Raw genomic sequence first — 23,653 nt, forward strand, 5'->3', positions numbered from 1 at the left:
CCGGCTCGACGAGTGGCGTCACCTACGAGGTGCTGCGCAACGACCGGGTCGTCGCAACGACAAGTTCCACCACGGTCTCGGTGCCGGGCTCCACGTCGGCCGACCGGTTCTTCGTGCGGGCCAGCGACGGCCAAGGCAACTGGTCGGCCTCCACCGCCCTCGTCCGGCCGGCGCAGTCGGCGACTGTCCTTGCCGACGGTGCCACCTGGACCTACTACTTCGACAACACCGCACCGGTGGCCACGGACTGGAAGGGCGACTCCTTCGACGCCTCCGGCTGGCGCAGCGGGCCCGCCCCGCTGGGGTGGGGCAGCGGTCCGATCGCGACCAACATCGACGTCGCGGCGGGCAGCACGCGGGCCCTCACGTCGTACTACCGGCGCACCTTCGACGTCGCCGACGTCGGCGCCTTCACCCGCTACCGGCTCACGACACGGGCCGACGACGGCGTGGTCGTCTACGTCAACGGCACCGAGGTGGCTCGGGTCAACCTGCCCACCGGCACGGTCGGTCCGAACACGTACGCCACGGCCGCGCCGACCACGACCAGCGCGACCAACAACCCGGTGAGCATCGACATCCCGCTCTCGGCGCTGCGCAACGGGTCGAACGTCATCACCGCCGAGGTGCACTCCAACTACCGGAGCACCCCGACCACCAGCTTCGACGCGAACGTCGTCGCCTCCCGCTGAGGATCCCCGTGACCGCACTCGACGTACGCACCTCCTGGGACCGGCTCGCCGCAGCCCAGAAGGACGGCACCGGTGTGCCGCTGTACATGCGTGCGGTCAATCGTCGACTGGGGCGCGGCATCGCCGCGGTGGCGCACCGGTTCGGGGCCACCCCCGACCAGATGACGGCCGTCAGCGCCCTGCTGGTCGTGGCCGCCCTCGCCGTGCTGGTGCTCCCAGGGCCGAGCGTGCTCACGGGCGTGGCCGTCACGCTGCTGCTGCAGGGTGCGTTCGCGTTCGACGCGGCCGACGGACAGCTCGCGCGGCTGCGCGGCAGCGGGTCGGTGGCGGGGGAGTGGCTCGACCACACGGTCGACGCCGCCCGGACCCTGGCGCTCCACCTGGCCGTGGCCGTGGCACTGCTGCGCCACACCGACCTCGACGCGGCGTGGGCGCTCCTGCCGCTGGGCTTCGCGTTCGTCGCCTCGCTGCGGTTCTTCGCCCAGATCCTCGCCGAGCAGCTCGCGCCCCGCAGGAGCGACCGGGCGGCGTCGGCCGGCCGGTACTCCTCGATCGTCCAGCTGCCGGCCGACGTCGGGGTGCAGAACCTGGTCTTCCTGCTCTGGCCCCTCACGGGTGCCTTCCTGCTGGGGTACGGCCTGCTCGCCGCCGCCAACCTGGTCCTGCTCGTCATGACCCTGCGCCGCCGCCTCCGCGCGCTGCGCGCGCTCGGATGAGTCCGCTCGGGTCGAACCGTGGGCCGGCCACCGGGCTGCGTGCGAGCATGGGGCGGTGGCAGCGATGAGGGCGCGCGAGGTGTCGTGGACCGACCTCGTCGGCACCGAGCCGACCCGGCGTCTGCCGTCGGACCCCCTGCCGGCCTGGCCGCTCCTCACGATGCTGTGGGGCTTCCCGCTCATGTGGGTCCTCGGACTCACCGTCGTGCCCGGCGCGGTCACCATGGCCGTCGTCATGCTCGGCTTCATGATGGTGCGTCGCTACGCCATCTGGGTCCCGGGCGTGGGAGCGCTCGTCGGACTGTGCCTGTGGATGGCGGCGTCGGCGGTCATGATCGACACCGGTCCGCGCATGCTCGGCTTCGGCTTCCGCCTCGCCATCATGTCCTTCGTCGCGATCGCCTTCGTGTACACGGTCGCGGCGCGCACGCGCCTCACCCGGCGTCGGCTCGTGCACGGGCTCACGTTCCTGTGGTTCTTCGTGATCGTCGGCGGAGTGCTCGGCATGCTCCTGCCGGGCACCCGACTCACGACGCCCGTCGGCATGCTCCTGCCGGCCTCGATCAGCGGCAACTCCTACGTCCGTGACCTGTTCTTCCCGCCGTTCGCCGAGGTGCAGCACCCCTGGGGCGCGCCCGAGCCGTTCGTGCGTCCCTCAGCGCCCTTCCCGTACGCCAACAGCTGGGGCGTCGCGATCCTCGTGCTCACCCCGATCGCGCTCGCCTGCTTCATGATGACCCGGTCGTGGCTCCTGCGCTGCGCCATCATCGTCGGTGCGGGCGTCATGATCTTCCCGGCCATGGCCACGTCGAACCGCGGCATGTTCGCCGCGCTCGCCCTGGCCGGGGCCTACGTGCTCGTGCGGTACGCGCTGCGCGACCGGGCGGCACCGGTCATCACGCTCACCCTGCTCGGGCTGGTCGCCGGAGCGGTGCTGGTCTGGCAGGGCCTGCTCACCCAGTTCGAGGTGCGTCAGGAGTACGGCCAGTCCAACGGGGCCCGCTTCACGCTCTACGCCGAGACGATCCAGCGCACCCTGGCCTCGCCGCTCCTGGGGTACGGCGCGCCCCGGCCCTCCGCCGAGCAGGCGCTCTCGGTCGGCACGCAGGGCTACATCTGGACGCTCATGTTCAGCTTCGGCTTCGTCGGGCTGGCGCTGTTCCTCGCGTTCCTCTGGGGCTCCACCTGGCGCACCCGGTACTGCCGCGACGACGTCGATGTGGCCCTGCACGCGACGCTGGTCGTCTCGAGCCTCGCGATCATCGTGTACGGCCTCGACATCATCCAGCTGCTCGCCATCGCGCTCGTGGCGGCGATCCTGCTGAGACGTCGCTACGGCCTCGACGATGACGACTGAGGTCACCTCCGCCCGGTCGGGCCTCGGCACGGCAGCCGTCGCGAACCTCGTGGGGGGCGCCCTCGGGGCGATGGTCAACCTCGTGCTGGCCGCGCTGGTCGGCCGGCACCTGGGGACCGAGGGATCGGGTGTCTACTTCCTGGTCGTCGCCGTCTTCCTGATCGTCGCCAACAGTGCCGAGCTCGGTGCCGACACGGGGCTGGTGCGGTTCGTCGCGGCCACCCGGGCGCTGGGCCGGCCGCAGGACACGCCGCAGATCGTCAGGACCGCCGTCCTGCCCGTCCTGGTGGGCGGGGCGGTCGTGGTGGCTCTCGGCATCCCCCTGGCCCTCGCGGTCGCGCCGTCGGGTCTCTCGCCGGTCGTGGCCGTGGCCGCCGTCCCGCTCACCGTGCTGGCCTCCCTCACGGCCCTGGCGCTGGGCATCACCCGGGGCGCGGGCGACCCGCTCGCGTTCCCGCTGGTGCAGAACATCCTGCTGCCGGCCGGGCGGATGGTGGCCGTCGGCGTGGCGGTGCTGGCCGGCTGGGGCGTCAGCGAGGTCGTCGCGGCCTGGCTCCTGCCGGTGCCCCTCGTGCTGGTCGTCGCGGCCGCGCTCGCCGCGCGTCACGTCACGGGTGGCGCCCGTCCCGAGGGCCGGTCACGGACGGCCTACCCCGGCTTCTGGCGGTTCAGTGCCGCGCGTGGTGCGACGGCGTGCGTCGAGATCGTGCTCGAGTGGGTCGACGTGGTGATCGTCGGGGTCTTCGCCTCTCCGGCCGAGGCCGGCGTGTACGCGGTGGTCACGCGGTGCGCACGGGCCGGCGAGGTGGTGCAGCAGGCGGCGCGCATCGCCGTCGGTCCGGCCATCAGTGCGGCGTCGGCCCGGGGCGACCACGCCCTGGTGGGTCGTCTGTACGGCGTCGTCACCGCAGCCATGGTGTGGGCGGCCTGGCCCTTCTACGCCGTCCTGGCGGTGTTCGCGGAGCCGGTGCTGGGCATCTTCGGCGACGGGTTCGACTCCGGTGCCCCGTCCCTGCGCGTGCTGGCGGCTGCCATGGCGGTCGCCACCGCGGCGGGCGCGGTGCAGAGCGTGCTCCTCATGGCCGGGCGCAGCAGCTGGCAGCTCGCCGACAAGACCGGTGCGCTCGCCCTCGACGTCGTGCTGCTGCTCGTGCTGGTCCCGCACTGGGGCATCGAGGGCGCCGCGGTCGCCTGGGCGGTCACGATCGTCGTCGACACCGCGGTCGTGGGCTACCAGGTGCAGGTCCTCATGGGCGTGCGACCGCCGTGGGGCCCGATCCTGTGGGCTGCGGCCCTTCCCGTGGTCATGGTGCTGGTGCCGAGCGTGCTGGTGGCCGCCACGTGGGGAACCGGCGCGTCGGTGGCCGCGGCCACGACCGCGGCCCTCGCCGTCGTCTACCTGGTCGTCGGAGCGCTGCTGCGCCGACGGCTGGGCCTGCTGGACCTGGTCAGGCTCCGCGGAGCCTGACCAGCCCCGTCACCCCTGTCCCGTCACAGCCGCTCGCCGCGCTGCGGGAGCAGCACGGTGAGCGCGACGTCGACGCCCTGGGCGCGCAGCAGCCCGCGGAGGCGGCGTGCGGCGAGCGCGTCGTCGTCGACCGAGCGAGCCAGCACGACCTGGTCGCACCGGGTGGCGAGGGTGACCTTGAGCGCGTCGGACGTGAGCTCGGAGGAGTCGATGACGACCACCTCGCCGCCCCACGTCGACTGCTTGCGCTGAGTGGGCCACCCGCGGGCCAGCTTGCCCTCGTTGATGACGGCGGCGTCGACGTGACGCACGGCCCGACCGCGACGGCGCAGCGCCTCGGCGAGGGCGGTCCCGGGCTGGGTGCCCACCGACCCGTCGACGACGAGCGTGTAGCCGGAGTCGGCCGGGGCCTCGCTCGGGAGCTTGAGCATGAGGGCCGCGATGTCCCACGTGTCCTGCGGACGCGGGTCGCGGGTGCCGTCGAGGACGGCCGCCTCGTTGATCGAGCCGAGCCCGCCCACGTCGCCGATGCCGGCGTTCGGGGCGGTGCGACGCGTCAGGGCGACCGGCACGGCGACGAGCAGGCCGAGGGCCAGCCCGGCCACGCCGAGCGGCAGGACGCCGAGCGACGACGGGCCCGACGGCGTGGCGGTGGCTCCGAGGATCTGGCCGGGGGTGGTGTCGGCGGTGGCGAGCTCGGCCGCGCGGTCGCCCAGCGACTCGGCCTGGCGCAGGATCGAGGCCTTGGCGGGGGAGCCGGCCGGGTAGCGCTGCGCCGAGCGCTCGAGCATCGAGACGCGGTCCCAGGTGGCCTCCTGCTGCGCCTGCACCTCGTCGGCCGCGGTCTTGCCGCGCACGCCGAGGAAGGCCTCGGCCACGGCGCGCGACCCGGTGGCGGCGGCGTCGGCGGAGGAGGCGGTGTAGGTGATGTTCAGCACGGCGGTGTCGGGCGGGTTCTCCACACCCACGCCGTCCTTCAGCTCGCCGCGGGTGGTGCCGAGGTCGTCGGCTGCGGCAGCGAGCACGTCGCCGGAGGTCACGAGCTGCGCGGCCGTGGCGACGTCGAGGGCCGCGGTGGCGCTCGAGCCCGAGGACGAGGGCACGTCGACCGAGGAGACCCGGACCGACGTGGTGGCCGTGTAGGTCACGGGGAGGACCGCCCAGGCGAGGACGCCGAGCAGCAGGCCGACGGCGGCGCCGAAGGCGAGGACGCGCCAGCGACGGCGCAACGACCCCGCGAGCTCGCTGAGCTGGACGGGCTGGGGCGGTGCGGGCTGCATGGGACTTGCTCCTTGGGACCGGGACATCATGCAAGAGGAGTGCCGAGGCCGGCGTTCATGACGCCGAGGTACCGACGCGTACCCCTGTGACGTGTGTCATTGACCCTCACGGGTCTGCCGCTAGTATGGGGCTCGTTGTAACCGCCTGTGTCAAAAAGCGCAGGTGGTCCGGCCGGGAACTCGTCACCTCGAGCGACGGCTGGAGATCATCCAGGGGAAATACATGTCTGAAAACTCGTGCACATCCGTGCGCGCGTCCACCTCGACGTTGGACGACGCGCATCTGCTCGGGCTCGCCAGAGACGGTCACGACGACGCCTATGCCGAGCTCTTCCGCCGCTACCGACCGGTGGCCCTCCGTCTTGCCAGACGTCTGTCGTCGCACGGCGATGCCGAGGACACCGTGTCCGAGGCCTTCGCCCAGGTGCTGGGCCAGCTGCGTCGGGGCAACGGTCCGGACCACGCGTTCCGCGCCTACGTCCTCACCTCGGTGCGCCACGAGGCCGGACGTCGGGGTCGGCTGCGTCAGCGCGTCCAGCCCACCGACGACCTCGCCAAGATCGACACGGCGGTCCCGTTCGGCAACGGCCAGCTCGACAGCTTCGAGCGCGACCTCGTCCGCACGGCGTTCGAGTCGCTTCCGGAGCGCTGGCGGACCGTGCTGTGGTACCTCGACGTCGAGGGCCTCAAGCCGCACGAGATCGCCGAGCGGCTCGACCTCAAGCCCAACAGCGTGTCCGCTCTCGTCTACCGGGCCCGGGCCGGGCTGCGCGAGGCCTACCTCGCCCAGCACGTCGCCGTCGACACCGCGTCCGAGACCGAGGAGTGTCGTCGTGTGCGACCCCGCCTGGCCTCGCTCGTGCGGCGCACGGCCGGCATGCGCGAGCAGAAGCGCATCCACGCCCACCTCGAGACCTGCCCGGCGTGCATGGCCAGCTACCTCGAGATCGAGGACGTCAACGCACGCGTGGTCGCCCCCACCGGCACGACCGGGGTCGCCGACGGCCTGAGCACGGTGGCCGGCGCGACGGCGGGGATCGTCACCGCCGCCGCGGTCGTCGCCGCAGCGCGTGCCTGACCGCCTCCTCCCACCGGTGAGACGCGGTCCGCTGGTCCTCGGTGCCGCGGTCGCGGTCGCGGCCGTCGCCACGGGGGTGCTCGTGGTGCGCGACGACGGGTCCGGCGGTCGGTCGGTCGACGCCTCGGTGCGCTGCTCCGCCGGCGACGTCGACGCGCTCGACCTGTCCGACCCGGACCAGGGCGAGCCGACCTGGTCCGAGGAGTTCGACGGAGCAGGCCGCGGCCGCGCGGGTCTCGACCCGCAGCGCTGGACCGTGCGCGACGCGACCACCCTGTCGTTCGACCAGGCCAGGATCCGCGCCGACAACGTGTCCGTGGCCGACGGCACGCTGCGGATCACCGCGCGCGACGACGCCGCCGGGGACCCGAGCGGCCTCCGCCCGGTCACCACCGGGTACGTCGACACCATCGGCCACTTCTCGCAGCGGTACGGCCGGTGGGAGGTACGGGCCCGGCTGCCCGTGGCACCCGGGGAGTCGCGCGGCCTCTGGCCGGCGTTCTGGCTGAGGGCCGACGACCTGGCGGGCGAGATCGACGTGGTGGAGGCCTGGGGGACGCCGGCGGCGCGCCCGCGCGACGACATGGCGTCGCAGTACGCCTGGACGGTGCACGAGGACACCAACGCCCCGCAGGGATACCGACGCGTGGGTGGATGGGGCTCGGCCGCCGGGCCGCTGGCCGACGACTTCCACGTCTTCGCCGTCGACTGGGTGCCCGGTTGCCTGCGCTTCTCCCTCGACGGTCGTACGACCGGTCACGTCGACCTGGACCGGGAGCCGCGCCTGGCCGCAGCCCTCGACGACGAGATGAACATCCGGCTCAACCTCCAGGTCGGCGGACGGTACTGGGGGCGCCTGGACCCGGAGCAGCCCGGGTCCACCCGCCTCCCGGCCACGCTCGAGGTCGACCACGTCCGGGTCTACCGGCCGCGCTCCTGAGACGTCCGGAGGCTCCGCTGCGGCGGGCGTGACGAGCGCCACCAGAACCGGTCTCCCATCCGGCGTCACGGAACACACCCTCGCTGCTCCTTCTGGGTGAGTGTCACATCCAGGGGATCGGAGACAAGGTGACCATCGACCGGAAGACCTATGACGTGGGGTACGCCAGCGGCGTGTTCGACATGTTCCACGTGGGCCACCTCAACCTGCTGCGCCGTGCGCGGCACCGCTGCCACCACCTCGTGGTGGGCGTCGCGAGCGACGAGTACGTCGAGCTGCTGAAGGGTCGGCCCCCGGTCGTCCCGTGCGACGAGCGCATCGACATCATCTCGGCCCTCGGGATCGTCGACGAGGTCGTCATCGACCGCTCCGAGGACAAGAAGATGGTCTGGGACCAGCGGCCGTTCGACGTCATCTTCAAGGGTGACGACTGGCAGGGGACGCCGAAGGGCTACCGCCTCGAGCGGTCGATGGGTGCGATCGGCGTCGACGTCGTCTACTACCCCTACACCCGCCAGACCTCCAGCACGATCCTGCGCGCCCACCTCACCGGCGCCGAGCTCGAGGGCCAGCTGTGAGCGTGCCGACCGTCCAGGCCTCGCAGGTCGACCGTCGGACCACCGACGGCGCCGTCGACGCCGACGCGGTCGGGTACGCCCCGGCCGTCACCGTGGTCGTGCCCACGCACGACCGGCCGCAGCTGATGGCCGAGGCCGTCCGCAGCGTGCTGAACCAGGAGTACGCAGGTCCGCTCGAGGTCGTCGTCGTCTTCGACGCCTGCGACCCCGTGCTCCCCGACGTGGTCACCGGCCCGACGCAGACGCTGTGCGCCGTCGTGAACGAGCGCACCCGAGGCCTGGCCGGCGCCCGCAACAGCGGCATCCTCGCCGCCTCCCACGACTTCGTCGCGTTCCTCGACGACGACGACACCTGGCTGGCCGGCAAGCTCGCGGCGCAGATGCCGCTCTTCCGCGACCACCCCGACGTCCGCCTCGTGGCCACCGCCATGCAGGTCGACGACGGTGAGCGGCTCACCGACCGTCTCGTCCCGAGCGACGTCGTCTCCCACGCCGAGCTCGTGCGCGAGCGGTTCGGCGGCCTGCACTCGAGCAGCTTCGTGTTCCGCCGCGAGGCGCTGGTCCACGAGATCGGCATGATCGACGAGGACCTGCCCCGTGGCTACGCCGAGGACACCGACGTCCTGCTCGGCGCCTCGCGCCTCGCGCCGGTCCGGCTGGTCAACGAGCCCCTCGTGCGGGTGCGCTGGCAGGGCCAGTCCTACTTCTTCGGGCGCTGGGCCGACTACGCGGCGGCGCTCACCTACCTCCTGGCCAAGCACCCGGAGTTCGCCGGCGACGACGCCGCGCACTCCCGCATGCTCTCGCAGATCGCGTTCGGCGAGGTCTCGTCCGGCCAGCGGGCGGCAGGTCGGCGACACGCTCGCCGCGCCATCGCCCTGCGCCGCGCCAACCTTCGCGCCTGGCTCGCGCTCGTCATCGGCCTGCGCCTGGCGACCACCGGCGCCGTCGTGACCGTCGCCCGACGCTTCGGAAAGGGGATCTGACATGCGCATCCTCATCGCCTGCTCCTCCGGAGGGCACCTCGCCCAGGCCCTGGCGCTCGAGCCCTGGTGGGGCCAGCACGAGCGGCTCTGGGTGACCGGTCCCACCGAGGACGCCCGCCTCAAGCTGCAGGACGAGCGCGTCATCGAGTGCGCCTGGCCCACGCAGCGCAACCTGCCCAACCTGGCCCGCAACATGATCCTGGCCCGCCGCGTCATCGACGAGTGGCGTCCCGACGTCGTCTTCAGCACCGGGGCGGCCGTCGCCGTCCCCTTCCTGCGCCAGGCGCGTCGCGTCGGGGCGCGGTCGATCTTCCTCGAGACGATCGACCGCATCGAGAAGCCGTCGCTGACGGGCCGGCTCGTGTACCCCTTCGTCGACGAGTACCTGACCCAGTGGGACCAGCTGAGCGAGAAGCTCCCGCGGGCCCAGACCGTGGGGCTCGTGCTGTGACCGACGACCTCACCCTCGTGGCGAGCGTCGGGACGTACCACCACCCGTTCGACCGGTTCGTCGACTGGCTGGAGCCGTGGACGGGCGAGCGCGGCGCCCAGGTCGTGTTCCAGCACGGGTCCACGCGCCCGATCGAGGGCGCGACCAACCTGACGATGATGGCGCCGGACGAGCTGCTCGAGCACTACCGGCGCGCCGACGTCGTGGTGCTGCAGGGTGGCGCCGGCGGCGTGATGGACGCCCGTCGCGCCGGGCGCATCCCGATCGTCGTGCCCCGCGTGCCCGTGGGCCACGAGGTGGTCGACGACCACCAGGTGGTGCTGGCGCGCCGCCTGGCCGAGATGGGCCTGGTCCACGTCGCCGAGACGCGTGAGCAGCTGCACGCCCTGCTCGACGGCGCGGCCGACGGGACCGTCGCGACCCGCAGCGGCCAGATCGAGCCGACGCCCGGCGTCGTCGAGGCCGTCCGTCTGCTCGGAGAGCTGCCCGAGGCCCGACGGGACGACGAGGGTCGCACCCGGTTGGGCCTGCCGCGCAGCAACCGGCTGCCGGCCGGCGAGGAGTTCCTCGCCGCACGCGAGCAGCGGGGCCGGCGCGGCCCGTTCCGCATCTTCGCTGACGCGGTCCGCCAGGGTCTGCTGGGCTACCTGCTCACCTTCGCGGTCACGCTGATGCTGAGCAGCCGGCTCGCCGTGGGGCCCGTGTCGGGCCGGGTCGTGGTCGTCAGCGTGCTCGTGTGGCTCGTCTACAGCTGGCTCGCCCAGGCCGCCTACGAGCGCGCCACGTCGCTCAAGCCCGCGGTGCGCTTCCTGTCGTTCGTCGGCACCATGCTCGTGGTCGCGCTCCTGCTCGGTGCGAACAACACCGTGGGACTGCGCAGCGCCCTGCTCGTCGCGCTGCTCGCCGTGGCCACCTTCGTCGGCTACGGCGCGGTGCACCGGGTCGCCCGACGACGCACCCCCACCGTGCTCGTGGGCGAGGAGCGCACGGTCCGCCGCCTCACCCAGCGCTGGCACGACCGCAGCGACGTCGCCGTGGTCTCGTCCTGCGTGTGGCGCGGTGAGGCCGAGTCGGTCCCGCTCGGCTCGCCCGGCTCGCTCTCGCGCATCGTCCCCGACGTGCTGGCAGCGGTGGCCCGGTCCCGTGCGCGGTCGGTGGTCATCGCCTCCGACCACGCCCTCACGACCCCGTCGCTGCGCCACCTCGCGTGGGCGCTGCAGCGTGCCGACGTCGAGTGCCTCGTGCTGGCCGACATGGAGGACCACGTCGAGTACATGCGCCCGCAGATCGTGGCCGACCAGCTCGCCCTCACGATGCGCCCGCCCAACGAGCACCTCGTCTCGGTCGCGGCGAAGACGGTCTTCGACCGCGTCCTGGCGCTGGTCGGGCTCCTCGTCCTGTCACCCGTGCTGCTCGCGATCGCCGTCGCCGTGAAGGCGTCGTCGCCCGGACCGGTCATCTTCCGCCAGGAGCGCACCGGCCGCGACGGCAAGCCCTTCACCATGCTCAAGTTCCGCACGATGGTCGTCGACGCCGAGGAGAGGCTGGCCGACCTCGTCCTGCGCAACGAGGGGGCCGGACCGCTGTTCAAGCTCGATGACGACCCCCGGATCACCGGGGTGGGCCGGCTGCTGCGTCGCACGTCGCTCGACGAGCTTCCCCAGCTGGTGAACGTGCTGCTAGGACACATGTCCCTCGTGGGACCGCGCCCGGCCCTGCCGCGCGAGACGGCTCAGTACAGCCAGTGGGTCTGGCGACGCCTGCACGTCCGCCCAGGGCTCACCGGACTCTGGCAGGTCAGCGGCCGTTCGCAGCTCAGCTGGGAGGAGTCGATCCGGCTCGACCTGCAGTACGTGAACACCTGGAGCCTGCGGCTCGACGCCAAGATCCTGCTTCGCACCGTCCGCGCCGTGGTGGCACGTGACGGCGCTCTCTGAACGCGCACTGGACTGTCACTCGCTGTTACTGTGACGCGACCCCGCACCCGCACCCGCACCACGAGGAGTAGCCGGACCGCATGAGTGACATCGCCTACAAGCTGAAGGTCCTGCGTCAGATCGGTCTGCTGAAGCCCCAGCTGCCGCACCGGCTCCTCAAGGCGGGCGTCAAGCTCGCCACCTGGGGCCCGGGCTTCCCGGCGGCCGTCGCGGCCGCCGCGGCGAGGTACCCGAACCAGACCGCGATCATCGACGACGCCGGCGAGATCACCTGGTCCGAGCTCAGCGACGAGATCAACCGCACCACCGCCGCGCTCAAGGAGCGGGGCGTCCAGGTGGGCGACGCGGTCGCCCTGATGGGGCGCAACCACCGCTGGATGGTCATCTCGATGGTCTCGATCATGCAGATCGGCGCCAAGGTCCTGCTGCTGAACACCATGGCCAGCGCCTCGCAGCTGGGCGAGCTCACCCGGCGCGAGGACACCAAGTTCGCGATCGTCGACCAGGAGTTCCTCGAGGTCACCTCCGAGATCGACCGCGACATGGTGGTCGTGGCGTGGTCCGACGACGACAGCCACGGTCTGCCGACGCTGTCGCAGATCGCCCAGGGCCACCCCGGCAAGGCCCACAAGAAGCCGGAGAAGCCCGGCGGCATCGTCATCTTCACGTCCGGCACCACCGGGCTGCCCAAGGGCGCCAACCGCAAGGAGCCGGAGAACCTCGACCCGCTCCTCACCTTCTTCGGCTCGATCCCCTACGGCGGCAACACCACCGTCGTGCTGGCCGCGCCGCTGTTCCACTCCTGGGGCCTGCTCAACTTCGGCTTCGGCCTGTCGACGGTGCCCACGTACGTGCTGCGTCGCAAGTTCGATCCCGAGCAGGTGCTGCGGGACATCGCCGAGCACCGCGCGGAGGTGCTCGTCGTGGTGCCGCTCATGATCCAGCGCCTGGTGAACCTGGACCGGGAGAAGGCCGACCGGCACGACGTGTCGAGCCTGCGCATCACCGCGTCGAGCGGCTCGGCCCTCGCCGGCGAGCTCGCGACCGACTTCATGGACCGCTTCACCGACTCGGTCTACAACTTCTACGGAGCCACCGAGACCGGCTGGGTCTCCGTCGCCTCGCCGGAGGACCTGCGTGCCGCGCCGGGCACGGCGGGGCGCATCCCGTGGCGCACCGTCGTCAAGGTGCTCGACACCGACGGCAACGAGCTGCCGGCGGGCGAGACCGGCGTGATCTACGTGGGCAACGAGATGCAGTTCGGCGGCTACACCGACGGCAACACCAAGGACTTCCGCGACGGGCTCATGCACACCGGTGACCTCGGCTACTTCGACGAGGACGGGCGCCTGTTCGTGGCCGGTCGCGACGACGACATGGTCATCTCCGGCGGCGAGAACGTGTTCCCGCGCGAGCTCGAGGACGCCCTCATCGGCCACCCTGCGATCACCGACGTGGTCGTCGTCGGCATCCCCGACGACGACTGGGGCCACTGCCTGGCCGCCTACGTGGTGGTCAAGGACGGTGAGTCGCTCGACGAGGACGAGGTCGTGGCGTACGCGAAGGAGCGGGTGGCGCGGTTCGCCGTGCCGCGCCGCCTCCAGTTCCTCGACGAGCTGCCGCGCAACCCCACCGGCAAGGTGATGAAGCGCGAGCTACCCGAGTTTGACTGAACTCGAGGGCGCTCCGCGCCCGAGCGGTTCAGTCAGGTCGAGTGGTGCGCGCCGAAGGCGCCTGTCTGTATCGAGACCTAGCGGGCATGCAGACCCAGCCGATGTGAGAACCCGGCGCTGAGTCGCCCGGAGTGGTCTCGATACACATCGACGTGCTCGCTGGCGCTCGCCGTCGCTGCTACTCGACCAGCGGGATGGGTCGACCCGTGTGGCACGCTTGCGCCGTGGATCTGACGTACGCACCGCAGCCGGACGGTCGTCCGGACCCGGGTGAGGTCGTCTGGACGTGGGTGCCGTACGAGGACGACCCGAGCCAGGGCAAGGACCGGCCGGTGCTGGTGGTCGGACGCGACGGAGAGCGCCTGGTGGGCCTCATGCTCACGTCGAAGGACCACGACCGCGACGCCGAGCAGGAGGCGCGGGCCGGACGGTTCTGGCACGACCTGGGCGCCGGTCCGTGGGACCCGAAGGGCCGGCCGAGCGAGGTGCGGCTGAACCGGCTGCTCGACCTCGACCCCGACGGCGTGCGGCGCGAAGGTGCCGTGCTCGACGAGCCGCGCTTCGGTGCCGTGGTGGCCGCCGCCTCCGAGCACCTCCCCGACCTCCGCCGAGGCCGCGCGTGAAGATCATCGACGCGATCGACCGGTTCCAGCGTCGGCACCCGGTCCTGGCGTTCCCGCTGGCGGTCATCTACAAGTACTTCGACGACCAGGGCCCGTACCTGGCCGCGATCATCAGCTACTACGCCTTCATCGCGGTCTTCCCGCTGCTGCTCATCTCCTCCTCCATCCTCGGCTTCGTGCTGCAGGGGGACCCCGAGCTGCGCGACCGGCTGCTCGACACGGCGCTGAGCCAGTTCCCGATCGTGGGCGACCAGCTCGCCAGCGAGCAGGGGCTGCAGGGCAGCACGTCGGCCATCGTCGTCGGTTCGATCGTCGCGACCTACGGTGCGATGGGCCTGGGGCAGGCGGCGCAGAACGCGGCGAACATCGCCTGGTCGGTCCCGCGCAACAGCCGCGCCAACCCGTTCCTGATGCGGCTGCGCAGCCTGATCTTCCTGGCCATCGCCGGCCTGGGCATCCTCGCGCTCGCGATCGCGACGTCGGTGCTCGCGAACCCCGACGCGTTCGGCGGCACGGTCGGGCCGGCGACCGGTCCGTTGGTCCGTGGCGTCGGCTTCGTCCTGACGGCGGCCATCTTCGTGGGACTGTTCCGGCTGGTGAGCGCCGGTCGTGCCACCACCCGGTCGGTGCTGCCGGGGGCGCTCCTCGCCACCGTGGGCTGGCAGCTGCTGCAGCTGGCGGGCAACACGTACGTCACGAACGTGATCAACCGGGCCAGCCGGACCGTCGACCCGACCTTCGCGCTGGTGCTCGGCCTGGTGGCCTTCATCTTCGTCGCCGCCGTGATGACCGTGCTCGGTCTGGAGCTCAACGTCGTCCTGCGGCGACACCTCTACCCGCGTGCGCTGCTGACCCCGTTCACCGACAACGTCGACCTCACCGATGCCGACAAGCGGGCGTACACCGCCTACGCGAAGGCCCAGCGGCACAAGGGGTTCGAGGTCATCGAGGCCCGGTTCGAGAAGCCCGACGACGAGGACGATGGTGCCGGTGACGGGGCAGGTGACGAGGCAGGTGACGGTGCGGTGCCACCGTCGTCGCCCCCCGAGCCGGCGTCGGCTCGCCCCGGCACCGCCTAGGCTGGACGCAGAGAGCTCCACCCCCCTGACAGAAGGACACGCGCATGCCCACGGGCAAGGTCAAGTGGTACGACACCGAGAAGGGCTTCGGCTTCATCAGCAGCGACGAGGGCGGCGACGTCTACGTCCACTCCGACGCGCTGCCCTCCGACGTCCCGGCGCTGAAGTCCGGCACGCGCGTCGAGTTCGGCGTGGCGCAGGGGCGTCGCGGTGACCAGGCGCTGCAGGTCCGGGTGCTCGAGGGCACGGCTCCGGTCTCGCGCACGCAGGCGCGGGCTCGGCGCAAGAAGCCCGAGGAGATGGTGACGATCGTCGAGGACCTCATCCGTCTGCTCGACGACCTCGGCGAGGGCTACCGCCACGGCCGCCACCCCGACTCGCGTTCCGCGAAGCCGGTGGCGCAGCTGCTGCGTGCGCTGGCCACCGAGCTCGACGCCTGAGGAGGTCTCGCGCCCCACGCCGTCCACGTCGGCCCATCCCACCCCGCGAGGGGTCCGGGGTGGGCCGTCGTCGTTCCCGGCCGATGGGTCGAGCCGAACCGGCCGGCCGATCCGTTGGTAGCGGGGGAGCAGGGCGTACACTGTTAGTTGAAGCATCTACTACCTGGAGCGACCATGACCACCAGCACCTCCTCGACGTCGGGCCCGGGCGTCGCCTACTCCGTGGCCGACCTCGAGTCGCGCCTGCGCCCCAGCGAGCGGATGCCGGTGCTCTTCGTGGGTCACGGCAACCCCATGCACGCGATCCGCGAGAGCGACTACACGCGCACGTGGGAGCACGAGGGTCGCCGGCTGCCGCAGGCCCAGGCGATCGTCGTGATCAGCGCACACTGGCTGACGCCGGGTCGCACCCACATCACCGACGCGCCGCGCAACCGGGTCATCTACGACTTCGGTGGCTTCCCCGACGAGCTCTACCGGGTGCGCTACGACTCCGTGGGCGACCACGCGGTCGCGCAGGTGCTGGCCCACCAGCTGGTCGAGTACGAGGCCGCCCTCGACGCGCAGTGGGGCCTGGACCACGGGACCTGGTCGATCCTGAAGTACCTCGCGCCCGAGCCGCAGGTGCCGGTGCTGCAGATCAGCATCGACGACACGCTGCCGCTGCCCCGGCTCCACGACCTCTACGCCCGACTGCGCCGGCTCCGGCACCAGGGGGTGCTGTTCATCGGCAGCGGCAACATCGTGCACGCCCTCGGCCGGGCCCGGTGGGAGCCCGGGGCGGAGGCGTGGGACTGGGCCGAGCAGTTCGACGCCGACACGGCCGAGGCGCTGGTCGAACGTCGGGTCGACGCCCTGCTCGACCCGTACGGGACGTGGCGCGAGGCGCGTCTGGCCGTCCCGACGGACGACCACTACCGCCCGATGGTCGCCTCGCTCAGCCTGCTCGAGGCCGACGAGGAGATCCGGTTCTTCAACACCTCGGTCGACATGGGCTCGATCGGCATGCGCAGCTTCGTGACCGCCTGAGCGGTCCGGCGTGCGACCTCCTCAGGGCTGCGGTGGCACGGCCGGGCCGGCCGGCTCGCGGGACTGCACCGCCCGGGTCAGGACGAAGACGCCCCAGGCCACGACGATGCCGGCCGTGACGAACATGGCCAGCGCCACGTCGGTGTCGAGGGTGAACAGCCCGATCCCGATGAGCCCGCCGATCACCCACGACAGCTGGAGCAGGGTCTCGGACCGGGCGAACATGCTCGTGCGGACCTCCTCGCGGATGTCGCGCTGGATCAGGGCGTCGAGGCTCAGCTTGCCCAGGGACTGGCAGAGCCCGACCGTCAGGCCGAGCAGCGCCGCGACCGGCCAGCGGAAGAACGCCGCGGCGACCACGAGCACCGTGATGTCGACGAGCAGCACGGCGAGCACGACGCGGTGCGGGCTGCGTGAACGGGTCCAGGACCCGATGACCACGCCGAGCGTGTTGCCCGCGCCGGCGGCCCCGATGACGAGGCCCATCAGCACGGTGGCGTTGCCGGTCCAGCCGAGCGACGCCGGCGGCTCGCGCAGGGTGAACGCCATGAAGATGGTCAGGAAGCCGGTGATGAGTCGCAGCCCCGCGTTGCTGCGCAGCGCGTCGACCACGTGCCGGGAGACGGCGATCCCGCCTCGCGGCGTGCGGCCGCTGAGGTCGGCGAGGTCGACCTGCTCCTCGCCCTCGCTGGAGTCGACCCGGGCCGGCAGCAGGATGGCCAGGATCGTGCCGATCACGAAGAGGACGAACGCGTAGCGCAACGACCACTCGGCCCCGATGGTCGCGGCACCGATCGCGATGGGGGCCGACAGCGCCGCGGCGGCGGTGCCCGTCAGCGAGATCCTCGAGTTCGCCTTCACCAGGGTGAACTCCTCGGGCAGGAGCCGCGGCACGGCCGACGCCCGGGTGACGCCGTAGGCCTTCGAGGCCACCAGGCAGCCGAGCGCCGCGAGGTAGAACGCCGCGGACTCGTCGGCGACGGCACCGGCGAGGACCCAGCAGCAGAACGCGCGGATGGCGAGGGTGCTGCCGATGGCCCACCGGCGGCCGCGGCGGAAGCGGTCCAGGAACGGGCCGATGAGGGGCGCCACGAACGCGAACGGCAGCATCGTGAGCACCAGGAACAGCGCCACCTGGCCGCTCGCCTGCTCGGTGGGGACGGTGAAGAAGAGGGTCCCGGCCAGGGAGACGGCGATGGCCGCGTCGCCGGCGGTGTTGAACGCGTGCAGCTCGAGCAGCCGTGACAGTCCCGATTCGCCCGCGCCACCGGCGTGCGTGAAGCGGCGCGCCCCGGAGTAGGCGCCCACGCCACCACGGGCGACGGTGCGCCCGGTGCGGCGCAGCCCCTGGGAGAGGCGGGCCGCGCGCGGCAGCCGTCCGGGCGGGTCGGGCTGGCCGGTGGGCCCAGAGTCGGGGCCGGCGTCGGGACCTGGGTCGGGGCCGGCGTCGAGGTCGTCGAGGGTGTCGGGTCCCGTGGGTCCGTGCGGGTGCGCGCCCGGCCAGTCGGGACCGGGAGCGCGGTCTCCACCGTCGCTCGTCTGGGCCATGGAGTCATCCTGCCCCACGCGGCGGGGCTCGACCGCCCGAGGCTCGCCGTCGAGCCGGGCCCGTCCCGGGTGGGTGCCCGCAGGTGGGGTCGATGAGGGACAATCGGGGACATGACGACCGACGCCGTTCTGGCCGCCGCCCACGACGTGGCTCGCACCGCGCTGCTCGAGGCCACCGACGAGTCCACGGTGGGGGAGCACCTGCGGGTCGTCGACGACGGCGAGCGGCTCGCGACCCACCTGTTCGCCTGCACCGGACCGGGATACCGCGGCTGGACGTGGGCCGTGAGCCTCTCGGCCGCGATCGACGACGGTGCGGTCAGCGTGAACGACGTGGTGCTGCTGCCCGGTGACGACGCCGTGGTGGCGCCGGCCTGGACGCCCTACCGCGACCGCATCCAGCCCGGCGACCTGAGCCCCGGCGACCTGCTGCCCCCCGAGGAGGACGACGCGCGGCTCGTGCCGTCGTGGTCCGCCGGCGACCACCTCGAGACCGTCGACCGCGCGTTCGCGCGCGAGGTCGGCCTGGGACGCCCCTGGGTCCTGTCGCTCGAGGGCCGCGACCTCGCGGCGCAGCGCTGGCACGACGGCGACCAGGGCCCCGACACGCCACTCGCCCAGCAGGCGCCCGGCACGTGCCACTCGTGCGGCTTCCTGGTGAGCCTGGCCGGACCGCTGGCGGACCGCTTCGGCGTGTGCGCCAACGGATCGGCGAACGACGACGGCCGCGTGGTGTCCTTCGAGCACGGCTGCGGGGCGCACTCCGGTGCCAGGCTCAGCCGTTCGGCCGGCCCGCAGAAGCTGCCGCCGCCGGTGTGGGACACCATCGCCGTCGACGGCCTCGAGACGAGCTGACCCGCTCCGTCCTGCACGGGCGCGCGGGCCCGGTGCGCTACTCCGAGCGTCGACGGCCCGGCTGGTGGCGCAGGGCGTTGCGGCGCAGCCGGCAGTACTCGATGCCGATGAGCCCGAGGCCGAACCCGGCGAGGGCGGTCCACAGCCACCACGTGCGGCCGTCGTCCTGCAGGGTGCCGAGGAACGGGACGAGCGCGACCGCGACGACGCCCCAGAGGATGGTGCCGACGGTCATGGTGCGGACGCCGTCGAGGTCCATGGGCTCGACCTGGGCGACCTTGTGGGTGGTGCGGCCGATCTCGAGCTCGGTGACCTCGGGGCGGCCGAGCTCGTGACGGCGGGCCGAGCGCTCCAGCCGGGCACGCTCACGGTGACCGAGCTTGCGCTCGATCGTCTCGGGTCCGTCGCTGTCGCGGACCGCCCACTCCGACTCGTCGCTCACAGGGCCCAGGGTACCCGGCTCGTCGCGCGGGCTCGTCGACCGTGGCGCCCCTGGGCCCGGGACGACCCTCGACGGGCTCGAGGCGCGTGACGCTGGGAGGATGGTGCCGATGAACCCCCGTCGCCGCCGGCTCCTGTTCCCGGCCCTCCTGGTCGTCCTGATCCTGGTGGCCGCCGTCGTGTCGTTCACCCGCGACGCCGACGCGGCCGTGGGGGCCGACGACGAGGACAGCCCGGTCGACTCGCGGGTGGTCAGCACCGTCACCGACTCCCGCATCGCCGAGTCGAGCGGCCTGGCGGTCAGCACGGTGCACGACGACCTCGCCTACACGATCAACGACTCCGGCAACGCCGACGTCGTCTTCGCGGTGCGTGTCTCGACCGGCGAGGTCGTGGGCACCACCACGGTCACCGGCACGGCGTGGCAGGACACCGAGGCGCTCATGCTCCACGACGGCCGGCTGTGGGTGGCCGACGTCGGCGACAACCTCGCGCAGCGCAAGGACGCCGCCCTCTACGCGATCGACGAGCCCGGTCCGGACGACGGCTCGGCCCGCTCCACGCGGTACCCGGTCGGCTACTCCGACGGTCCGGCCGACGTGGAGTCTCTCGCCGTCGACGCCGACGGTCGCTTCCTCCTGGTCACCAAGGAGCTCCTGGCCGGTCGCATCCTGCGCCTGCCGGCCGACCTGTCGACCGACGAGACCAACGTCCCCGAGCCCGTGGGGGAGCCCACCCTGCTCATGGCCACCGACGCCTCCACCAGTCCCGACGGACGCTTCGTGGTGGTGCGGAACTACATCGCGGCGGCCGTCCTCGACGCGCGCGACCTGAGCCTGGTGCGCAGCGAGGCGCTGCCCGAGCAGCCGCAGGGCGAGACGGTGGCGTTCGAGCCGTCGGGCGGCTCCTACCTGATCGGCAGCGAGGGATCGCCCTGGGAGCTGGTGCGGGTCGGGTTCTCGGCCGGCGAGGCGGGCCAGGCCGCACCCAGCGCCACCCCCACGCCGTCGGCCTCCCCGTCGGCCACCGCCGCGGACCAGCCCGGTGAGATCGGCCGGCCGTGGTTCGTCGTGGTCTCCGGTGCGCTCGCGGTGCTGCTCCTGGCGCTCGTCGGCGTCTGGATCACCCGCAAGGACGACGACTGACCCGGCTGCCGACGCCACAGCCCGGCGCCGACTCGTCCTGAAACCCGATCGACCCAGGCACGACATCGACGAGCGTCGGGCGTCTGGCATGCTGCGGTGCCATGACGACCGTTCTCGAGCGCCACTTCAAGATCACCGACCGCGGTTCCAGCGTGGCGAGGGAGGTCCGCGGCGGCGTGGTGACCTTCCTGACGATGGCCTACATCATCGTCCTGAACCCGATCATCCTCGCCGGCGTCCCCGACGCCGACGGCTCGTTCCTCGGCGGCGGCTCCGAGCCGGGATCCGGCTTCACGACGATCGCCGCCTGCACCGCGCTGGCGGCAGGCGTGCTCAGCATCCTGATGGGCGCCGTGGCGAACTTCCCGCTCGCGATCGCGACGGGCCTCGGCCTCAACGCCTTCGTGGCGTACTCGGTGGCCTCGCAGATGACGTGGGCCGACGCGATGGGGCTCGTGGTGCTGGAGGGCCTCATCATCCTGGTGCTCGTGCTCACGGGCTTCCGGAAGGCCGTGTTCGACGCGGTGCCGGCCCAGCTGAAGACCGCGATCGCGGTCGGCATCGGTCTGTTCATCACGCTCATCGGCCTGGTCGACGCGGGCTTCGTCCGCACGACGGGCAACGCGGCCCCGCCCATCGGCCTCGGCATCGGTGGTGAGCTGTCCGGCTGGCCCGTGCTGGTCTTCTGCATCGGACTGCTGCTCATGATCGCCCTGCACGCGCGCGGCGTCCCCGGGGCCATCCTCATCGGCATCGCCACCACGACCGTGCTCGCCGGCGTCGTGCAGGCCATCACCGACACCCCCGGCAGCAACGGCGACCCGACGTCGAAGGGCTGGAACCTCAACGTCCCGTCGTGGCCCGACTCGTTCTTCGCCACGCCCGACTTCGGCCTGCTCGGCCAGTTCTCGATGTTCGGCTCCTTCGAGCGCGTCGGCGTCGTGGCGGCCTCGCTGCTGGTCTTCACGCTCCTGCTGGCCGACTTCTTCGACACGATGGGCACGATGACGGCCATCGGCGCCGAGGCGGGCCTGAACGATGAGAACGGCTCGCCCGAGGGCGCGCAGCGCATCCTCGTCGTCGACTCCATCGCCGCCGCAGCCGGTGGCGCCGCGGGCGTCTCGTCGAACACCTCCTACATCGAGTCGGCGTCCGGCGTCGGCGACGGCGCGCGCACCGGTCTCGCGAGCATCGTGACCGGCCTGCTGTTCCTGCTGGCCACGTTCTTCGCCCCGCTCGTGCAGCACATCCCCAACGAGGCGGCGGTCCCGGCACTGGTGCTCGTGGGCTTCCTGATGATGACCCAGGTGACGGGCATCGTCTGGGACGACCCGGACATCGCGATCCCGGCGTTCCTGACGATCGTGCTCATGCCGTTCACGTACTCCATCACGGCCGGCATCGGCGCGGGGTTCATCGCCTACGTGCTGCTCAAGGTCACCCGAGGCAAGATCGCCGAGGTCCACGCGCTCATGTGGGTCGTGTCGGTGCTGTTCGTCGTCTACTTCGCCATCGACCCCATCACGCGCTGGCTGACCTGAGCCGGTGACCTAGGGTCGGACGCATGCAGATCGACCTGGGTGACGACCGACGTCCGCGCGTGGCCGAGTCCGCCTTCGTGGCCCCCAACGCCACCCTGGCCGGGTCCGTCGTGCTCGAGGACGGCGCCAGCGTCTGGTACGGCGCGGTGCTGCGGGCCGACAACGAGCCGATCACGATCGGTCCGCGCTCCAACGTGCAGGACGGGTGCGCCTTCCACGTCGACAAGGGTCAGCCGGTCGTGCTGGGCGAAGGGGTCTCGGTCGGCCACAACGCCGTCGTGCACGGTGCCGTCGTCGAGGACCACTGCCTCATCGGCATGGGGGCCGTGGTGATGAACGGTGCCGTGATCGGCAGCGAGTCGCTCGTCGCGGCCGGAGCGCTCGTGACGGCCGGCATGCAGGTGCCGCCGCGCTCACTCGTGGCCGGGGTGCCGGCCAAGGTGCGGCGCGAGCTGAGCGACGACGAGGTGGAGGGCCTGCACCGCAACGCCCGCATCTACGAGGAGCACCGCGAGCTTCACCGCTCCGCCACGGTCGTCGACTGACCACCGCGGCGGGCTGCCTCAGAGCCGCTCGACGACCCAGTCGATGCAGGCGGTCAGGGCACTGACGTCGTCGGGCTCGACGCTCGGGAACATGCCGATGCGCAGCTGGTTGCGGCCCAGGCCGCGGTAGCTGTCGACGTCGACGATGCCGTTCTCCCGCAGGATCTCGGTCAGGGTCTGCTGCGGGACCGATGCGTCGAGGTCGATCGTGCCCACCACGAACGACCGCTCCGCCGAGGCGGTGACGAACGGCGACGCGAAGGACGAGGCCTCGGCCCAGGAGTACAGCCGGGCGCTGGAGTCGCGGGTGCGGCCGGCAGCGAAGTCCATGCCGCCCTGCTCGTTCAGCCACCGCACCTGCTCGTCGAGCAGCACCAGGGTGGCCACCGCGGGCGTGTTGTAGGTCTGGTCCTTGCGGGAGTTCTCGATGGCGGTCGGCAGGTCCAGGAACGACGGCACGTACCGGCCCGACGCCGCGATGCGCTGCGCCCGCTCGACCGCCGCCGGGGACATGACGGCCAGCCACAGGCCACCGTCGGAGGCGAACGACTTCTGCGGCGCGAAGTAGTAGACGTCGGTCTGCGACACGTCGACGGACAGGCCACCGGCGGCCGACGTCGCGTCGACCAGCACGAGGGCGTCGGGGTCGGCGTCGGGGACCCGCTCCACGGGCACCATCACGCCCGTGGAGGTCTCGTTGTGGGCCCAGGCGTACACGTCGATGCCGGCCGTCGCGCGGGGGAGCGGGTGCGTGGACGGCGCCGACTCGAGCACCTCTGGGTCCTGCAGGAACGGCGCCCGTGCGGCTGCGGTCGCGAACTTGCGGGAGAACTCGCCGTGCACCAGGTGCTGGCTGCGTCGCTCGACCAGCCCGTGGACGGCGGCGTCGAAGAAGGCGTGCGTGCCCCCGAGACCGAGCACGACCTCGTAGCCGTCGGGCAGCTCGAGCAGGGTGGAGAGGCCCGAGCGGACCGATCCGACGAGGTTCTTGACCGGTGCGGCGCGGTGCGACGTGCCGAGCAGCGAGGAGCCGGTGGCGGCGAGCGCGGCCAGCGCCTCCGGGCGGACCTTGGACGGACCGGACCCGAAGCGACCGTCGCGGGGCAGGAGCTTCGCGGGGATCTTCACCCCACCAGTCTGGCAGCGTCCCCGTGAGCGCCGGACATTACGTCGAACCACCCCTGTCCCCGAGGGGCCGGACGTCCCAGGATGAGGACCTTCGGGGGACCGCTCGCCCGCGCCGTCGGGCCC

At 72.3% G+C, this 23,653-nt stretch carries 23 protein-coding genes; 19 read left to right on the plus strand and 4 right to left on the minus strand.

What is annotated here, in order from left to right:
* The 4 genes from RQG84_RS17705 to RQG84_RS17720 all read left to right on the plus strand — a co-directional run.
* Nucleotides 1-692, plus strand: a 692-nt coding sequence (locus RQG84_RS17705) for a hypothetical protein (protein WP_311211119.1), incomplete at its 5' end; no start/stop codon positions are given.
* A gap of 8 nt (nt 693-700) precedes the next feature.
* Entirely contained in the window at nt 701-1,408 is a 708-nt protein-coding gene (locus RQG84_RS17710) for a CDP-alcohol phosphatidyltransferase family protein (RefSeq protein WP_311211120.1), read from the plus strand.
* Nucleotides 1,409-1,472: 64 nt separating this feature from the next.
* Nucleotides 1,473-2,765, plus strand: a complete 1,293-nt coding sequence (locus RQG84_RS17715) for an O-antigen ligase family protein (RefSeq protein WP_396135357.1) — start codon at nt 1,473-1,475, stop codon at nt 2,763-2,765.
* On the plus strand, nt 2,755-4,233 hold the full coding sequence (locus RQG84_RS17720; protein WP_311211122.1) for a polysaccharide biosynthesis C-terminal domain-containing protein: 1,479 nt from the start codon (nt 2,755-2,757) through the stop codon (nt 4,231-4,233). The genes RQG84_RS17715 and RQG84_RS17720 overlap by 11 nt, the downstream gene beginning before the upstream one ends.
* A 23-nt stretch (nt 4,234-4,256) precedes the next feature.
* On the opposite strand, the gene RQG84_RS17725 is transcribed toward RQG84_RS17720, so the two are convergent.
* Nucleotides 4,257-5,513, minus strand: coding sequence for a Wzz/FepE/Etk N-terminal domain-containing protein (locus tag RQG84_RS17725; RefSeq protein WP_311211123.1), 1,257 nt, complete (start codon nt 5,511-5,513; stop codon nt 4,257-4,259).
* 223 nt (nt 5,514-5,736) lie between these two features.
* On the opposite strand from RQG84_RS17725, the gene RQG84_RS17730 reads away from it, so the two are divergent.
* The 11 genes from RQG84_RS17730 (at nt 5,737) to RQG84_RS17780 (ending at nt 16,327) form a co-directional block, all read left to right on the plus strand.
* The gene (locus RQG84_RS17730) at nt 5,737-6,591 is read left to right on the plus strand and encodes a sigma-70 family RNA polymerase sigma factor (protein ID WP_311211124.1); all 855 of its coding nucleotides are present in this window, start codon (nt 5,737-5,739) and stop codon (nt 6,589-6,591) included.
* 16 nt (nt 6,592-6,607) lie between these two features.
* Nucleotides 6,608-7,531 carry a glycoside hydrolase family 16 protein gene (locus tag RQG84_RS17735; protein WP_311211125.1) on the plus strand — a complete coding sequence of 308 codons (924 nt, stop codon included), beginning with the start codon at nt 6,608-6,610 and terminating at the stop codon, nt 7,529-7,531.
* Nucleotides 7,532-7,659: 128 nt separating this feature from the next.
* A complete protein-coding gene (locus RQG84_RS17740; RefSeq protein ID WP_311211127.1) occupies nt 7,660-8,109 on the plus strand; it encodes an adenylyltransferase/cytidyltransferase family protein in 450 nt (149 codons plus the stop codon).
* Nucleotides 8,106-9,095 (plus strand): glycosyltransferase family 2 protein, encoded by a 990-nt coding sequence (locus RQG84_RS17745; protein ID WP_311211128.1) that lies wholly within the window; start codon nt 8,106-8,108, stop codon nt 9,093-9,095. The genes RQG84_RS17740 and RQG84_RS17745 overlap by 4 nt, the downstream gene beginning before the upstream one ends.
* Before the next feature lies 1 nt (nt 9,096).
* Nucleotides 9,097-9,546, plus strand: coding sequence for a UDP-N-acetylglucosamine--LPS N-acetylglucosamine transferase (locus tag RQG84_RS17750; protein ID WP_311211129.1), 450 nt, complete (start codon nt 9,097-9,099; stop codon nt 9,544-9,546).
* Nucleotides 9,543-11,483, plus strand: a complete 1,941-nt coding sequence (locus tag RQG84_RS17755; RefSeq protein WP_311211130.1) for an exopolysaccharide biosynthesis polyprenyl glycosylphosphotransferase — start codon at nt 9,543-9,545, stop codon at nt 11,481-11,483. The genes RQG84_RS17750 and RQG84_RS17755 overlap by 4 nt, the downstream gene beginning before the upstream one ends.
* An 80-nt stretch (nt 11,484-11,563) precedes the next feature.
* Nucleotides 11,564-13,156: an AMP-binding protein gene (locus RQG84_RS17760; protein WP_311211131.1), complete on the plus strand. Its 1,593-nt coding sequence runs from the start codon at nt 11,564-11,566 to the stop codon at nt 13,154-13,156.
* A 224-nt stretch (nt 13,157-13,380) separates the two neighbouring features.
* Nucleotides 13,381-13,779: a type II toxin-antitoxin system PemK/MazF family toxin gene (locus tag RQG84_RS17765; RefSeq protein WP_311211132.1), complete on the plus strand. Its 399-nt coding sequence runs from the start codon at nt 13,381-13,383 to the stop codon at nt 13,777-13,779.
* The gene (locus RQG84_RS17770) at nt 13,776-14,858 is read left to right on the plus strand and encodes a YihY/virulence factor BrkB family protein (protein ID WP_311211133.1); all 1,083 of its coding nucleotides are present in this window, start codon (nt 13,776-13,778) and stop codon (nt 14,856-14,858) included. Before RQG84_RS17765 ends, RQG84_RS17770 begins: the two co-directional genes overlap by 4 nt.
* Nucleotides 14,859-14,902: 44 nt before the next feature.
* Nucleotides 14,903-15,298 carry a cold-shock protein gene (locus RQG84_RS17775; protein WP_055964495.1) on the plus strand — a complete coding sequence of 132 codons (396 nt, stop codon included), beginning with the start codon at nt 14,903-14,905 and terminating at the stop codon, nt 15,296-15,298.
* Nucleotides 15,299-15,472: 174 nt separating this feature from the next.
* Nucleotides 15,473-16,327 carry a class III extradiol ring-cleavage dioxygenase gene (locus RQG84_RS17780; protein ID WP_311211134.1) on the plus strand — a complete coding sequence of 285 codons (855 nt, stop codon included), beginning with the start codon at nt 15,473-15,475 and terminating at the stop codon, nt 16,325-16,327.
* A gap of 21 nt (nt 16,328-16,348) precedes the next feature.
* Here RQG84_RS17780 and RQG84_RS17785 read toward each other — a convergent pair whose 3' ends face one another.
* Nucleotides 16,349-17,875 carry an MFS transporter gene (locus tag RQG84_RS17785; protein WP_311211135.1) on the minus strand — a complete coding sequence of 509 codons (1,527 nt, stop codon included), beginning with the start codon at nt 17,873-17,875 and terminating at the stop codon, nt 16,349-16,351.
* A gap of 111 nt (nt 17,876-17,986) precedes the next feature.
* On the opposite strand from RQG84_RS17785, the gene RQG84_RS17790 reads away from it, so the two are divergent.
* The gene (locus RQG84_RS17790; protein ID WP_311211136.1) at nt 17,987-18,730 is read left to right on the plus strand and encodes a DUF3027 domain-containing protein; all 744 of its coding nucleotides are present in this window, start codon (nt 17,987-17,989) and stop codon (nt 18,728-18,730) included.
* A gap of 37 nt (nt 18,731-18,767) precedes the next feature.
* Here the strand turns inward: RQG84_RS17790 and RQG84_RS17795 are convergent, their stop codons facing one another.
* Nucleotides 18,768-19,172, minus strand: a complete 405-nt coding sequence (locus RQG84_RS17795) for a DUF2530 domain-containing protein (RefSeq protein WP_311211137.1) — start codon at nt 19,170-19,172, stop codon at nt 18,768-18,770.
* 109 nt (nt 19,173-19,281) lie between these two features.
* Between RQG84_RS17795 and RQG84_RS17800 the strand changes: the two genes are divergently transcribed.
* The 3 genes from RQG84_RS17800 (at nt 19,282) to RQG84_RS17810 (ending at nt 22,402) form a co-directional block, all read left to right on the plus strand.
* On the plus strand, nt 19,282-20,316 hold the full coding sequence (locus RQG84_RS17800; RefSeq protein ID WP_311211138.1) for a hypothetical protein: 1,035 nt from the start codon (nt 19,282-19,284) through the stop codon (nt 20,314-20,316).
* A gap of 101 nt (nt 20,317-20,417) precedes the next feature.
* Nucleotides 20,418-21,857 (plus strand): NCS2 family permease, encoded by a 1,440-nt coding sequence (locus RQG84_RS17805; protein WP_311211139.1) that lies wholly within the window; start codon nt 20,418-20,420, stop codon nt 21,855-21,857.
* A gap of 23 nt (nt 21,858-21,880) precedes the next feature.
* Nucleotides 21,881-22,402, plus strand: a complete 522-nt coding sequence (locus RQG84_RS17810) for a gamma carbonic anhydrase family protein (RefSeq protein WP_055964509.1) — start codon at nt 21,881-21,883, stop codon at nt 22,400-22,402.
* Between the two features lie 18 nt (nt 22,403-22,420).
* On the opposite strand, the gene serC is transcribed toward RQG84_RS17810, so the two are convergent.
* Nucleotides 22,421-23,530 (minus strand): phosphoserine transaminase, encoded by a 1,110-nt coding sequence (serC, locus tag RQG84_RS17815; protein WP_311211140.1) that lies wholly within the window; start codon nt 23,528-23,530, stop codon nt 22,421-22,423.
* Nucleotides 23,531-23,653 lie beyond the last annotated feature (123 nt).

It is taken from the genome of Aeromicrobium sp. WCS2018Hpa-31 (assembly GCF_031843905.1).
Lineage (GTDB): Bacteria > Actinomycetota > Actinomycetes > Propionibacteriales > Nocardioidaceae > Aeromicrobium.